The organism is Bacillus sp. JJ1474 (assembly GCF_036965225.1).
GTDB lineage: Bacteria > Bacillota > Bacilli > Bacillales > Cytobacillaceae > Cytobacillus.
In genome coordinates this window covers 3219-18031 of sequence record NZ_JBALPC010000161.1, presented here as the reverse complement: position 1 = coordinate 18031, position 14813 = coordinate 3219, and the positions used below count along the sequence as shown (strand labels likewise).

15 protein-coding genes are annotated in these 14813 nt (G+C 38.0%); 10 read left to right on the top strand and 5 right to left on the bottom strand.

Annotated elements, in window-relative coordinates; all coding sequences use genetic code 11:
- Window positions 1–66 precede the first annotated feature (66 nt).
- Entirely contained in the window at window positions 67–852 is a 786-nt protein-coding gene (locus V7164_RS18315) for an HAD family hydrolase (protein ID WP_335354828.1), read from the top strand.
- Window positions 853–924: 72 nt separating this feature from the next.
- Here the strand turns inward: V7164_RS18315 and V7164_RS18310 are convergent, their stop codons facing one another.
- From V7164_RS18310 to V7164_RS18300, 3 genes are read right to left on the bottom strand one after another with little or no spacing between them, the layout of a single operon-like run.
- Window positions 925–2028, bottom strand: a complete 1104-nt coding sequence (locus V7164_RS18310; protein ID WP_335344086.1) for a GerAB/ArcD/ProY family transporter — start codon at window positions 2026–2028, stop codon at window positions 925–927.
- Complete coding sequence (locus V7164_RS18305; protein WP_335354827.1) at window positions 2025–3221, bottom strand: Ger(x)C family spore germination protein; 1197 nt, start codon at window positions 3219–3221, stop codon at window positions 2025–2027. Before V7164_RS18305 ends, V7164_RS18310 begins: the two co-directional genes overlap by 4 nt.
- Window positions 3218–4801 (bottom strand): spore germination protein, encoded by a 1584-nt coding sequence (locus V7164_RS18300; protein WP_335354826.1) that lies wholly within the window; start codon window positions 4799–4801, stop codon window positions 3218–3220. Before V7164_RS18300 ends, V7164_RS18305 begins: the two co-directional genes overlap by 4 nt.
- Before the next feature lie 203 nt (window positions 4802–5004).
- Between V7164_RS18300 and V7164_RS18295 the strand changes: the two genes are divergently transcribed.
- Both V7164_RS18295 and V7164_RS18290 read left to right on the top strand, forming a co-directional pair.
- Window positions 5005–6123: an NAD(P)/FAD-dependent oxidoreductase gene (locus V7164_RS18295; RefSeq protein WP_335354825.1), complete on the top strand. Its 1119-nt coding sequence runs from the start codon at window positions 5005–5007 to the stop codon at window positions 6121–6123.
- A 143-nt stretch (window positions 6124–6266) separates the two neighbouring features.
- On the top strand, window positions 6267–6542 hold the full coding sequence (locus V7164_RS18290) for a hypothetical protein (RefSeq protein ID WP_335354824.1): 276 nt from the start codon (window positions 6267–6269) through the stop codon (window positions 6540–6542).
- Between the two features lie 64 nt (window positions 6543–6606).
- Here V7164_RS18290 and V7164_RS18285 read toward each other — a convergent pair whose 3' ends face one another.
- Window positions 6607–7122 (bottom strand): undecaprenyl-diphosphatase, encoded by a 516-nt coding sequence (locus V7164_RS18285; protein WP_335354823.1) that lies wholly within the window; start codon window positions 7120–7122, stop codon window positions 6607–6609.
- Window positions 7123–7360: 238 nt separating this feature from the next.
- Here V7164_RS18285 and V7164_RS18280 point away from each other — a divergent pair, with 238 nt between their 5' ends.
- The 7 genes from V7164_RS18280 to V7164_RS18250 all read left to right on the top strand — a co-directional run bounded on the left by V7164_RS18280 (window position 7361) and on the right by V7164_RS18250 (window position 14436).
- Entirely contained in the window at window positions 7361–7579 is a 219-nt protein-coding gene (locus V7164_RS18280) for a hypothetical protein (protein ID WP_335348501.1), read from the top strand.
- Window positions 7580–7682: 103 nt separating this feature from the next.
- On the top strand, window positions 7683–8345 hold the full coding sequence (locus V7164_RS18275) for a DUF2085 domain-containing protein (RefSeq protein ID WP_335354822.1): 663 nt from the start codon (window positions 7683–7685) through the stop codon (window positions 8343–8345).
- 18 nt (window positions 8346–8363) lie between these two features.
- Window positions 8364–9341 (top strand): PP2C family protein-serine/threonine phosphatase, encoded by a 978-nt coding sequence (locus V7164_RS18270; protein ID WP_335354821.1) that lies wholly within the window; start codon window positions 8364–8366, stop codon window positions 9339–9341.
- 18 nt (window positions 9342–9359) lie between these two features.
- Window positions 9360–10610, top strand: a complete 1251-nt coding sequence (locus V7164_RS18265) for a trypsin-like peptidase domain-containing protein (RefSeq protein ID WP_335354820.1) — start codon at window positions 9360–9362, stop codon at window positions 10608–10610.
- The gene (locus tag V7164_RS18260; RefSeq protein WP_335354819.1) at window positions 10610–11335 is read left to right on the top strand and encodes a PP2C family protein-serine/threonine phosphatase; all 726 of its coding nucleotides are present in this window, start codon (window positions 10610–10612) and stop codon (window positions 11333–11335) included. Before V7164_RS18265 ends, V7164_RS18260 begins: the two co-directional genes overlap by 1 nt.
- 22 nt (window positions 11336–11357) lie before the next feature.
- Entirely contained in the window at window positions 11358–13820 is a 2463-nt protein-coding gene (locus tag V7164_RS18255; RefSeq protein WP_335354818.1) for a protein kinase domain-containing protein, read from the top strand.
- 4 nt (window positions 13821–13824) lie between these two features.
- The gene (locus V7164_RS18250) at window positions 13825–14436 is read left to right on the top strand and encodes an FHA domain-containing protein (RefSeq protein WP_335354817.1); all 612 of its coding nucleotides are present in this window, start codon (window positions 13825–13827) and stop codon (window positions 14434–14436) included.
- A gap of 103 nt (window positions 14437–14539) precedes the next feature.
- Here V7164_RS18250 and V7164_RS18245 read toward each other — a convergent pair whose 3' ends face one another.
- Entirely contained in the window at window positions 14540–14713 is a 174-nt protein-coding gene (locus tag V7164_RS18245) for an H-type small acid-soluble spore protein (protein ID WP_335354816.1), read from the bottom strand.
- Window positions 14714–14813 lie beyond the last annotated feature (100 nt).

The window sequence follows — 14813 nt, the reverse complement described above, 5'->3', positions numbered from 1 at the left end:
TAATACTTTTCTATAATATGTCATGATAAACTAGTATATAAAATAATACTTAAAGAGAGGCTCAAAATGATAAAAGCAGTTTTTTTCGATTTAGATGATACACTACTTTGGGATCAAAAAAGCGTGAAGGAAGCCTTTGCAGCAACTTGTAAAATGGCAGGGGATCGTTATGGATTGGACCATAACCAGTTTGAAGCTGCTGTTCGAGAGGAAGCAAGAAATCTTTACTCTTCCTATGAAACTTATGACTTTACTCAAATGATCGGAATCAATCCTTTTGAAGGACTATGGGGGAACTTTTTAGATGATCATGAAGATTTTAGAAAAATGAAAGAGATTGTTCCTGGTTATCGGAAAGATGCATGGACAAGAGGGTTAAAAAGGATGGGTGTCGATGATCCAGACTTTGGGTTTGAATTGGCGGAACTTTTCCCACAGGCGCGACGTAAATCTCCGTTTGTCTATGAAGAGACCTTTCAAGTTTTAGACCAGTTAAAAGGAAACTACAAACTCCTATTACTTACAAACGGTTCCCCTGATTTACAAAACACGAAATTAACGATTACACCTGAAATAGCCCCTTATTTTGACCAAATTGTCATTTCAGGGATGTTTGGAAGAGGGAAGCCAGATCCTTCTATTTTTGAACATGCTCTATCTCTAATGTCGCTGCAAAAAGATGAAGTCATAATGGTAGGGGATAATCTGATGACAGATATTCTTGGCGCCAATCGTGCTGGCATACAGTCTGTTTGGATAAATAGGGAGGATAAAGAACGAAATGAGGTTATTCCTACCTATGAAATCCGTCATTTGGAGGAGCTTTTTCAAATATTAAATGACATACAATGAACATAGGCATTTTTATCAAAGAGTTCAAGAAAGCGCTGATTTGCAAGATCATCAGCGCTTTTCAGAAAAAAATTAAGATGCCTTATTGGCAGGAGCAAAACGTTTTCGGATTCCTCCAACGATTAACAGCAATATAGGGATTCCAACCATATTTATCGGTAATGCATACTTCACCCAATATTTTTTTACATATTCGGCCCCAAATAACGTAATGGTTGGCTGAAAAATCGCTAAAACAAATGTCACGATTGCGACAAACCAAATGGCCTTTTTCCAATCCTTTATTTTTAGTAATTGCGCTGTTCCATAGCTTGCCGCAAAAAAGTATACAGATAGCTTAATAAAAACACTTAGAATCCAAATTAGAACCGCAACAATCTCCAAATTTTGAATAAATTTCATAATGGAAATAAAGCGGACCATATCTATAGCTGGGAACAATAGTTTTTGCGAGATGTGAGGGCCGAATACCATCAATACACTGATTGTCGCCGTGCTCACGAAGAAACCAGAGATGATGATCCCCCATACTGCCCTGGATGGACCTTTCTTTGGTTCATCCATAAAAGCAACAAGCATCATCATAATAACAGACTCGCCAAGAAATGAAAGTGGGGATAAGGACCCTTTTATGATTTGGATAAATCCGGTGTCAGAATAAATGGGTAATATTTTCTGAATATCAAAATTGGGTATCGTAAAAAAAACTAGTCCAGTTACCATGAGAAGAACGAGAGGCCCAAATACTTCACTGCAGCGTGCGATTCCTTCAATTCCTCCAATATTGGTGACGTAAATAATGACAATCAGCATCGTTACAATAAGCGACCACGATGGGGTACTAGGTAATAGGATGGTAATGGTAAACTGTGCAAACTCCCCTAGAATATTACCAATAACCGAATACCATTGAATAAAATAACATAAGACAATAGTTGTCCCAATCCATTTGCCCAAAATTTGTTTACAGAATTCAATCAAGGTTTGTTTTGGATAAAACAGTGCTACCCTTGTAGCTATCAAAACAATCACGATGCCTAATATTATGCTGATAATCGCGGAAATCCATGCATCTTGTTTTGCATCAATGATCGTTGGATTCACTGCCAGTAGAAGCATATTGCCTGTTTGAAAGGTGAATATTATCCAAAAAATTTGCAAACCAGTAATTTTCATTTATGAATCTCACTTTCTTTTAGCAAGATAGATGGGCCAGTCATGCCAATCCGCTTGATTTCAAAATTTGTTGTTACTATAATTTCAGCTTCTGAAAAATGCCTATCCCAATCCTTGCTTAACTCCTTCCATTGACGAGGATATTTTTTATGAATTTCTTCACCAAATCCAAAAATATCCTGACCGTATTTATGTTGGACTTTCTTTATCGTTTTAAGTGCTCTTTTTTCTTCTGTCTTTTCAAATACCTTTCTCATCTTATGAACATTTTTCGGTTCATTTAGATCTAAATGTGTATTGTTTTCGAGAATGGCTCCTTCCCCAGTCAATTTCACAGTAATTTTTATTTTATTGTCTCTTCCCAATTTTGTTACAATTTCACTATTTATTTTAGTTAAGATTAGACTTGCATTCCCATCTTCATATGGATTGGTAATAGTTATTTTTCTTAACACTCCTTTAATCCAAAGAAAGGCCCTGTTTTCCACATTATTTAAATAGCCAACTAATTTTATGTCTTTATTAAAAACAGCTAAACCTCCTATTTTCAAAACATCATTTGAAGAACTTTCTCCACCTGAAGATTTTCCCGTTTGAACTTTTGTGAGCTCTATAACTGGAAGAGATGGTCGAATACCATCGCTGATAGCTGCAATTAAAAAGTTTACTAAAGCAATGTCACCTCTTCCTCCGTATTCCTCATGCCCTTTAATGGCAGCAACAGCAGGAGGCTTTTCTAGTGGATCAGAAATATTGAGTGCTTCTAGTGCTGTGGCCTCTTTGACGACAAATATATCCGTCCGTAAACTTACATCAGATCCACGGGTAAGTGCATCCAGTTGATGCTTGACTCCTAACTTGGCAAATTCCTCCCCAAAAAATATAACACTTCTATGACCTACGAAGGCTTGTCTTGATAGCTTTTCCTGCATAACTTGTGTAGCATCGTTAACATTTTTTCCTTCTGCCGATATTGTAAAAGACTCATTTCCGCCCGCACTGCTGCCACTTTGAGATTGCATATTGGAAGGGATGACGATTTGGCCGCTAAGCTGAATGTTTTTTTTCTTTCCGAGATCCCATCCTGTTGCGAGCCATATAGCCCTTTCGTTTAATTCCTTGCGATCCCAGCAGCCGGTGGTGAGAACTAAGAACATGCAAATATGAATTATGATTATGCATTTTTTGATCATTTTTCTTCCCTGCCTTGACCAGGATTTGGTCTTTGTCCAAATGGAATTCGCATTTTATTCACACCGCTCGTAAATGGCGGTCGATAATTATAAGCCCATTTAGGCACCCTGATAATTACATCCTTCAAGCCTGAAAAAATCTGTGGAGCAAAAGGACTAAAATAAGGAACACCGAAGGAACGGAGAGTTACGAGATGAATTGTAATCGCAATTAATCCCAATACAACCCCATATAAACCGAAAATTCCTGACAAAATTAATAAGGCAAACCGGATCATCCGAAAAGCAGTTCCGAAATTGTAGCGAGGAATGGCAAAAGAGGCAATTCCTGTCGTTGCTACAACGATTACCATCGGGGAGGAAACAATACCTGCCTGTACGGCTGCCTGACCGATGACGAGCGCCCCAACAATACTGACCGCTGAACCGACTGGCTTTGGAAGCCGAATACCCGCTTCACGAAGTCCTTCAAAAACCAATTCCATAATTAAGGCTTCAATAATGGCAGGGAATGGCACTCCTTCTCTTGCAGCTGCAACACTTATGAGCAAAGTAGTCGGTATTAATCCAGGATGATAGGTTGTCAGGGCTACATAGATGGAAGGTAGGAATTGAGAAATATTTAATAAAATAAAGCGAATAATTCGAATAAAGGTTGTATAAATAAAGCGTTCGTAATAGTCTTCAGTTGCCTGCATGCCTGCCCAAAATGTCATTGGAATGATGAGTACAAATGGGGTGTTATCAACAAAAATGGCCACTCGTCCTTCTAACAGATTTGCAGTTACGACATCTGGTCTCTCCGTATTTTGGATTTGCGGGAATGGAGAAAAAGGGAAGTCTTCAATAAATTCTTCAATAAACTCAGAATCTAATATTCCATCAATTTGAATTCGCTCTATCCTTTTCCGTGCTTCTTCAATTAAAGAGTCTGGGGCAATCCCCTCAATATAAGCAATCGCGATATCAGTCTTAGAATATTCTCCCAAAGTAAACGGCTCGAATTTAAGCTTTGGACTTCTAATTCTCCTGCGGATAAGGGAGGTGTTTGTCCTTATTGTTTCTGTAAATCCATCCCTTGGGCCACGAATAACTACCTCTGTCTGCGGTTCTTCGATTCCTCTTTTTTCAAAGCCTTTCAAATCAGCAATTAATCCTTTTGTTTCTCCATCTACAATAACGCCAACATTCGCCTTTAAAACCTCGTCAACAAGATCCTTAAGAGTGGATACATTTTTTACCTGTGCACTTGAAAATAACTGTTGTTCGATCACTTTTCCTATTGATTGAGGCTCAGCCGAACCTTTAGGTGGGCCTTCAAACATTAAAGGCTTTAGAAAAACCTCTTCCAGACTTTTGGTATCAATTAAACCATCAATGTAAACAAGTAATATTTTTATTTCATTGAACACATAAATAGGTCGCAGGACAAAATCTGAACAATTTTGAAAAATCTCTTTTAAGGCACTTTCATTTGCTGAAAGGTCAGGACTTAATTTTTCAGATTGGTCAATGGAAGGCTCCGGTAATTTCTCTTTTATAAAGTCAAATAATTTTTTCCTATTTTTCAGCTTAACCAAGATAAATGAGCCTCCCATAAATTCTTAAGTATATTTTTCCAATTAAATGGATTAGTATACGCATTGTGGTTTTTTTTAGGATGCAAAAAGAGAGATACTCATTCCCATATCCATTAAGGTTCTGTCCCATAGAAAATAAAGGTATAATAAATAATGGATTCGTGAACGAGGGAAATACTTTTAACGAAAAAGGGGCATATTCAATGAAATCATATATTGTCATAGGGGCAGGCATTTTAGGTTCATCCACTGCCTACCATCTCGCAAAAGCAGGTGCAGAAGTCATATTGGTTGATCGCCAAGACCGCGGACAAGCCACCGATGCTGCAGCAGGAATTGTTTGCCCTTGGCTTTCACAAAGACGAAATCAAGCATGGTACAAGCTGGCTAAGAACGGGGCAAAATATTATCCTTCTCTAATAAAACAATTGGAAGCAGATGGGGAAACCGAAACTGGCTATAAAAAGGTAGGAGCCATTAGCATCCATACAGACGAAGATAAACTAGAAAAAATGGAGGAAAGAGCGTTCAAACGTCTTGAGAGCGCACCAGAAATAGGAGAAATTACAAAATTATCTCCTGATGAAACAAATAAGCGATTTCCTCCTTTGGCAGGGGAGTATTCTTCATTATATATAAGCGGTGCAGCAAGGGTAAATGGCAGAGCGCTCTGCCAATCCTTAATAAATGCTGCTAAAAAGCACGGAGCTTTGTATATGCATGGAAATGCAGTCATACAATTTAATGAAAAAATAGTGACTGGAGTAACGGTGAATGGGGAAACATTTCTCGCAGATCACGTTATCGTAACGGCAGGTGCGTGGGCTAAAGAATTAATGCAGCCTCTTGGTGTAAACTTTTTAGTTTCTCCCCAAAAAGCGCAAATCATTCATCTCCATTTGGCAAAATCAGATACGAGTGAATGGCCCGTCATCATGCCACCAAATAACCAATATATCTTAGCATTTGATGGAGGCAGAGTGGTGATTGGAGCCACACATGAGGATGACAAAGGCTTTGACCTCCGGGTAACAGCAGGCGGACAAAATGAAATATTTAGCAAAGCAATTGCCGTTGCCCCAGGTTTAAGCAATAGTGAGGTGCTTGAAACTAGGGTTGGCTTTCGGCCGTTCACACCTGGATTTCTTCCAGTGATAGGGGCATTGCCGAATTATAAGGGAATATTAATTGCTAATGGCCTTGGCGCATCAGGTTTAACTGTAGGACCTTATTTGGGTGCTGAACTAGCAAAGCTTGCCCTTGGCCAACCATTAGAAATTGACCTTTCTCTTTATGATGTTGCTGAAGCGATAGGCAAGTAAATTGTGCTAACATCTAAATAGTTTGAAAATCCTTCTATAAATTTTTCATACTATTACCAGCATCGACATTCCTCTTATAGAACATATTAAAAGTGGAAAGCCGCAAATTGCTTTTCAATTTTTTATAGAGGAAGTGCTTGGATTTGAATAAATGGATGATAGCGCTTTTAAATACAAGGATATTACAAAATGCATTTGGCAGAAAACGAAGTAACCGCGGAATAATTTGGGCAACATTACTGGGTCTAGGAGCAAGTGCTGCAGCATACGGATTAAATAGAAATCGCAATAAAAATATGAATAACCCACTTCAAAATGTTATGAATACGATGCAAACCCCTTTTAAGGGGCAAATTCCTAAAGCGGCTTTAGCAGAGTTTGCAAAAGAATTAGCACCTGATAATTTAACTAACAAATAGTATTCCTATTCAATGAAAATGCCCACTTTACTGTGGGCATTTTCATATTCAAAATCGAAATAAACTATGGACGAGCAAAGAAATTTACACAACGAGCAGTTTTATCAATAAGGATACTCATTAAAGTACCTAAGAGGGCACTTCCAATAATATCGGAAGGATAATGATGCCCAACCCAAATTCGAGAGAGGCCCGTCAAAATAGATAAAATCCACATGATTGAACCAATGAAACGTTCATAAAGAAAAATTGAAGTTGAAATTGCGAACACTAGCAAGGTATGTTTGCTGGGAAAAGATGAATCCAATTTGGCGGGAATAAGAATTCCAACTCTGCGTTTTACAAATGGACGTTGTTTAAAATAAAACAGCTTAATTAACATGTTCAATAACAATGAAATCCCTGCAGATATCAGTGCATTACGAGATGCAATTTTGTTGGAATAATTTCTAAACCACATAAAAATCAAAATTAAAATAAACAAATAACGAATTCTATTTGATATCAATATCATAAGCAGATCAATTGGATAACAGCGGCCAGAAAGCTGATTGATTGACTTTAATATCTTGAAATCCATAAAGCAAATCTCCCTATATTTAGATACTAATAAAATCCCCTTCTTCTCAAAAAATATGTAAACTCCGCTAATTCGTCAGTCGGCACCGCTACACCTTTTCTTTGGAAAAACCTCACTAATTGAAGTTTCACCTTAATTCTTAAAGTTGGAAAAGCAATATTATTCTATTTTTTACATATATATGACTAGGACTTTTAGCATTGAAATCCAAATGTAGAAATACGTGGAGGTGAATAAAGTGTCCGGAGGGCAAAGGGTTTTATTTTACCTGCTTTCTTTTTTTATTCCGATCGTGGGGATTATTTTAGGAATTGTTTGGATGAATGATCAAGATTTTGACAAAAAAAGTGTCGGAAAAAAATGTTTGCTCATAAGTATCATTTCGATTGTTCTTAGCTGTGTATGCTGGTTTGCATTATCTGCATTTTCCATGCTGCCAGCATTTTACACCTATTAATTATATGTAAGGCTGACCCCTTAAAATCTTGCATTCAACCACCCTTTCCTTAATAGTATCTTCTCAAAAAGGTCAGCCCCTTCCTTCAAAATGGGGGTTGTATATGTTCTCAAGTATAGAAAAATTCACGTTCTTCATAGGAAAAGCCATCTGTCATCAGCTTCCTGTACGTTCATTCCAGATGGAGGGGCATTACTTACCTGTCTGTGCTCGAGATACAGGAATTCATCTGGGCATTTTTAGTTCGCTCATGTTTATCACTGTGCTGAAAAGGTATAAGAATATAACCATTCCTAATAAAAAAAATAGCTTTTTCCTATTAATTCTCCTATTGCCATTAGTAGTTGACGGGTTCGGATCTTACTTAGGTGTTTATTCAACAAATAACTTTATTCGTGTCACAACTGGAATCTTATTTGGAAGTACGTTACCTTTTTTTCTTATCCCTATTATTTCTAATTATTCTTCGGAAAAAAAGGCCATCCCTATCATAAAAAATATCCGTGAAATGTTTATTCCCCTCTCATTAGCAGGAGCTTTTGTTAACCTGGCTTTCCATTCCCTTGTATCTTTTGCGATCCTTCAATTGTTAATTATCAGTACACTTTTTATATGGATTTCATTATTCTTTTATCTATTATTTAGGCGTCTTGAGAATCACTTTTTATCAATTAGCTTATCAATAGCCAGCAGTTTAATGGTACTTAGTGTCATGTCCTATACACATAGTATAATTCGTCCTTTGTATTTACAAAATCTATTTTAGATTGAAGGTGCTTTAAACATGATGCTAGTTTTTTTCACAGCTACTATGAATACCGTTTCAAAAGATTTTCCAAATGTAAAAAACATACTTAAAAGCTTGCCATGGTGGGGGTACCTTATTATATTGGGTATTTTAGTTTTGACTATATATTTGCCTATTCATATTAAAGCTTTAAAGAAGCGTCAAATAGCAACTATACCTGATCCCATAACAAAAACAAATTTACCTTTTATCGTTATTCCTGGTAATGCCCAGCATATCGGAAGCCGCTCTGAGCAGCAGGATTCATTTGCGTTCACAGATATTCATGATCAGCCATTCATGAATAAGTATGGAGTTCTCGCGGTTTTAGCTGATGGAATGGGTGGATTTATAGGTGGAAAGGAAGCTAGTTTCCTTGCAGTACAAACTTTTGTCAAACATTATCAGGAATCCAATGAAATAGATTCTATACCGGACAAATTAGTATCTGCAGTTCAAGAGGCGAATAAATCTGTTAAAGCATTTGCCAAACAAAATGGGTTAGAAAGAGGAGTCGGGACAACACTAATTGCTGCCGTTGTTTTCAAGAATCAATTGTACTGGTTATCTGTTGGAGATAGCCGAATTTATTTGTACCAAAATCATACTGTAAAGCAGCTGACTACGGATCATATTTATGCTAAAGAGCTGGAGGAAAAAGCAGCTTCTGGTCAAATCTCCCGGCAGGAGGCAGAAAATGATCCTCAAAGAGAAAGTTTAACGAGTTTTCTAGGTTTAGAGGAAATCGAGGAGCTCGATGTTTCATTAGACCCGATTCCGCTAGAAAGGGGGAACTCCATTATCCTCTGCAGCGATGGTCTTTATGGATCTGTTTCAAATGAGGAGATGATGGATGTATGCAGTTCCTTATTAACACAAGAAGCAGCAGATAGATTAATTGAGTTGGTGCTAAAGAAACAAAAGCCTCATCAAGATAATGCGACCGTAGCCATTTTGACTTTAGGACAGATTTAAAGGGAAGAGGGGATGGAAATGCCAAAAATGAATAAGCGGAATAGCTCCTTTCATAGGACTTTAATTACTTTCCTATGTTCCATTGTTATACTGTTTTTCTATTCTCATGCAGCAATTGCGGAATCTAGATCGATCGATGAGCTTAGAAACAGTGTAGTAAGGATTCTTTGCTATGGTTCAGATGGAGGCTTATATACAGGAACTGGCTTTGCTGTTGGCAATTCAGAGCCTGTCCGTCATATCGTCACTAACTATCATGTTGTAGAACCAAATTTAAATGGTGTCACGATTCTCCTTTCAAAGGAGGACCAAATTGAAGCGACTGTTATCGCTTATGACAAAATTAAGGACTTGGCTATATTAGAATTGTCGCAGGATCTATTTAAACGGCCTCCTATGGAGTTAGGAAAGAGTGATGAGGTAAAAGCAAGCCAAGAGGTATATGCCTTAGGCTTCCCTGGAGATGCAGATTTAATCGATGATACTCCATCTGGTGAACCTAATGATGTAACGATCACGAAAGGAATTATCAGTAAAATATCTACCCAAGGCGGCAGGGGAATCTTGCAAATTGACGTCAATATTAATCCTGGAAATTCTGGTGGTCCGCTCCTAAATGTAAATGGTCAAGTAATCGGGATTAATACATTTGGAGTTACTAGTGCTTCTGGGATAAATGGAGCCGTCCAAATCGAAGAATTGATTCCAATGCTAGAATCTAGAGGAATTAACTATTTAACTGCCAGTAATCCGATTGTCGAAGTAATAGTTGACGATACTGAAGAAAAATCTACAGCTATATGGTGGATAATCGGAATAGCTGCAGCAGGTTTACTTTTCTTATTTATTATCATTGTCGTGATCATTTTAATGACAAGGAAAAAAGGAAATAAACCTGGAAAAGCAGCACCTTCTGTTCCTATTATACCTTCCTCTCCAAGTTCAGTGCCAAAATTAAAGGGACTTTCTGGTTATTTTGCCGGCCAAACAATTGAATTAAATGGGACTCATTTATCAATTGGACGGGATGCAAAGCAATGCCAGTTTGTTTATCCTCATAATTCTGAAGAGATTAGCAGGAAGCATTGTACGATCCGATATGATCATTATAATCAGACGTTCATGATTGAGGATCACAGTTCTAATGGGACATATCTTGTATCAGGTGAACGGATTCCCCAAGGGAAAATAACTCAATTGCGTTCAGGTGATCGCTTTTATTTAACCTCGAAGGAAAATATGTTTGAAGTAAGCTGGGAGATTAAATAATGCAGTATAGCTCAGCTTCAATATCAAATAAAGGCGGAAGGGAAGTTAACCAAGATTTCATTGGTTTTAATGAGTTGGAAAACGGTGGATGCTGGGTAGTTGCTGACGGACTTGGCGGATATCAGGCTGGGGAGGTTGCATCAAGACTTGCGGTAGAAACTATTTTACAAGAATCCCAGATGAGAAATGATATTCAATGGCTAAAGGAAGGCATTGAACAAACACAAAAGGTTATCCGCAAACATCTACTATTAGAAACAAATGCAAAACCAATGAGAACGACCGTCGTTGTCCTATTATGTAAAAATAGTTTTGCCACATGGGCACATGTAGGAGATTCCCGTCTATATATGATCAGGAATGGAAAGGTAATGGTACAAACAAAGGATCATAGTGTATGCCAAGCTCTTGTCAATGCAGGAGAAATAACAGCCGACCAAATTCGCTTTCACGAGGATCGGAACCGGTTATTTCGAGTGTTAGGGTCAGAAGGAGCTGTCAAAGCAACTTTTCCTGAAAATGAAATAACCGTTTATCCTGGGGATTCCTTCTTGCTATGTTCTGATGGGTTTTGGGAATATATCACAGAAGAAGAAATGGAGAATACTAGGCTAATATGTTCAACTCCTTCAGACTGGCTTCAATTAATGGAGATTAATCTAAAGGGGCGTACTCTCGAAAACAATGATAATTACAGCGCCATTGCTGTGTTTGTAAGTGAATAATTTGTCAGAATGAGGTGAAGGGATGGCGGATATTAATCATCTTTGTTTAGGGTGTATGGGAGATAAGGGATCCGATCATATATGCCCCCACTGTGGCTGGGTTACAGAGTCGGCCGCAGAAGCACCACAGCATTTACCGCCTGGAACGATTCTGCATGAGAAATACCTTTTGGGGAGAGTTCTTGGACATGGAGGTTTTGGCATAACGTATTTAGCATGGGATTTAAATCTCGATATGAAGCTTGCCATTAAAGAATATATGCCTCGGGATTTTGCAACAAGATCTCCTGGGCATACGATGGTATCCGTATTCTCAGGCAGTCTTAATTCTCATTTTGAGCATGGCTTGAATAAGTTTTTAGATGAGGCAAAAACTTTGGCTCAATATAATAATCATCCTGGAATTGTTGGAGTACGGGATTTCTTTAGAGAGAATGGAACCGCCTATTTAGTTATGTACTATTTAGAAGGTGTCGATTTCAAGCAATACCTAGAAATGCAGGGAGGAAAAGTCCATTATCAAACTGCCCTTATGATCATGATGCCTGTTATGGATGCATTAAGGGAGGTTCACCGGTCAGAGACACTTCATCGGGATATTAGTCCGGATAATATTTACATTACCGCCGAAGGTCAAGTTAAAGTACTGGATTTTGGAGCGGCTCGCCACGCCATAACAGAATTTAGTAAAAGCATTTCCGTTATATTAAAGCCTGGATATGCACCAGAAGAACAATACCGAAGTAAAGGAAAACAAGGACCTTGGACAGATGTATATGCAACGGCTGCTACATTTTATCGCGCCATTGCTGGTCATGTACCACCTGAATCTCTTGATCGGTTAGAAGAGGATGCTATCATTCCACCATCTAAGCTTGGTATTGATATTCCGGCAAAAGCAGAAGCCGCACTGATGAAGGCATTATCTGTAAAGTCAACAGACCGCTTCCAGTCAATGGAAGAATTTCAGCAGGAGCTGCTTGAGAATTTACATGAATCAGCGCCCGTTTCGAATAAAACGAATGAAATCAATAGTAAAGGACCAGTTAAGCAGGTAACGAAGGCGACAGTTTCCCAGCATCAAGAATCGGCAAAGAAAACGGGAATTTCAAAATGGGTTTGGATTGGCGGAGGAGCGGCGGTTGCGATCCTTTTGTTTGCTGGTATTTTTGCTGCAACCATCCTATTCGGTGCAAAAGCGGGAAAAGAAATAGTGAAAACGAAGGATGCCCCAGTAGCCGTCAATAAAACTCAGGAAGCACCTAAACCCGTTACCAAACAAGTAACTGTTCCAAATATTATGGATATCCGCGAGGAAGAAGCAAAGGAACTATTAGCAAAAGAAGGATTAAAGTTCGGTAATGTCACTTATGTTGAAAGTTTATTCCTCGAAAAAGGATGGGTAATAAAGCAATCTATTAACCCCGACCAAAAGGTAAATGAAAACGATTTAGTCCACCTAGAAGTTAGTAAGGGAATAGATCTGCCAGTCGATGAAGAAACCATAAAAATTAAGAAGCTTTCAATTGTAAATGAATATTGGGATAAAGGCTATAACCTAGATATGAAAAATGAACAGGAGGATGCGCTAAGACATTATATTCAAGCTAGGGATATGGCAAAGGTTCTTTATGAAGTGAATGAATATGATTTTGATGCCCTATATTCGATAGGCGTATTATATAGAAATATTTCTCTTATCAAAAGTAATTTAGGTTATTACGAATATGCACTTAAAGATATAGAGGAAAGTGTGGATATACTAGAGGAATTGCTTGAAGATGATCCTGTTTTTCAAGATGATTATGTTGAGTTAGCAAACTCTTACGGGATGTTGTCCTATATTCAATTATTAAATAAAATGTCTGACGATGCGATCGAATCAGCAGAAGTGGCGCTCGAGCTCGATCCGGGCAATATTGAGTTTAAAGCGAATCTTGCCCATGCCTATTTATTTTCTAATCAATTTAATGCGGCATTAGCCCTTTATTCTTCACATCAAGATGAAATAATTTTGGAAAATAAATCGTTTAAGGATTTTGTTTTAGCAGATTTTAAATATTTTAAAGAGAATAATCTGACACATCCCGATATGGAAAAGATTGAAGATATGTATAATAACCAAGGAACAGACGTTTACTCTGATGATTTGGAAATCGAAATCACCATTTACGCTAATGGGTTTGCGTTTGAGGATGAGGATGTAGAGACCTATTTAAGTACCATTGATCCAAGTTCAGCAGGCCTTACAAAGCAGAGCATTACTAGTTTCTTTGAAACCTATGACGAGATCCAAGCAACAATTGAAAGTATTGAAGTTTTAGAGATACAAGGAGAGACTGCAAAAGCAAAAGTAGTTCAAACCTTGACTTACACGGACGGTACGCAAAATTCCGAGGCGAAAAGCACATTAATTCATAGCTTTATTCGTTCAGACGGCATTTTTAAGTGGCTTATTTCCGCAACTGAGGTAGAAGGGGGATAGGATCGTGAAAAGGTGTATAAATGGTCATTATTATGATGAAGCCAAACATAGTTTATGTCCTCATTGTGGGGTCAATATTGATTTAAATCTTGGGATGACAATGCCGATGAGGCAGCCTGCTGGAAATGACCCTTCCAAAACTCAGGCAAAGATCCCAAATGAAAATGCTGAATTAGGCAAGACCGTAGCCAAGATACGAAATGATATTCGAAATACCCCTGTTCCACCTAACCAACAGGATGGAAAAACGGTAGCTGTTTTCCGCAAGCAAATGGGGATTGATCCAGTAGTTGGTTGGTTAGTGTGTGTAGAGGGACCTGATAAAGGCAAGGATTTTCGGATAAGAAGTGAACGAAACTTTATCGGCCGATCTGATAAAATGGATATTTGTATTGCAGGGGATGAAGCAATTTCTAGAGAGAATCATGCCATTGTCAGCTTTAGTCCAAAAAAACGTCAGTTCCGAGTGTACCCTGGTGAATCACGGGGACTTGTCTATTTAAATGACGAAGAGGTCATAACAGCTGACGAACTGAAACCATATGACGTCATTGAGCTTGGGAAAACAAAGCTAATGTTTATTCCTTTTTGTGGGGAAAGGTTTGTTTGGGATTAAGATATGAAATCATTAAATCGAAAAGGCTGAAATTAATATTATATTTTAAATGAGGCGCATTCCTGCTTTAGAAAAGTAATCAGGATAGCGCCTTTTGTGTTGGTTATTCCTTTAATTGAGACAAAGACACATCCTGCTCATTTGCTGGATCATCCAGGGGGTAAATTCTTGCGGTATCATCTTCATTTACATGCTGAATATAAACTTGCTTGCCGTTATACGTAACTTTATGTATCTCTGGTGATTCTGATATTTGTTTTGCACGCTGCTTATTCATTTTTTCCCTCCTGTCTTTGACTGCCAAGTATAATGTTTCCTATTTAGCGGGGAAAATACAGCCTTAACCGTATGAATATTAATATTTTTAATTATTCAAT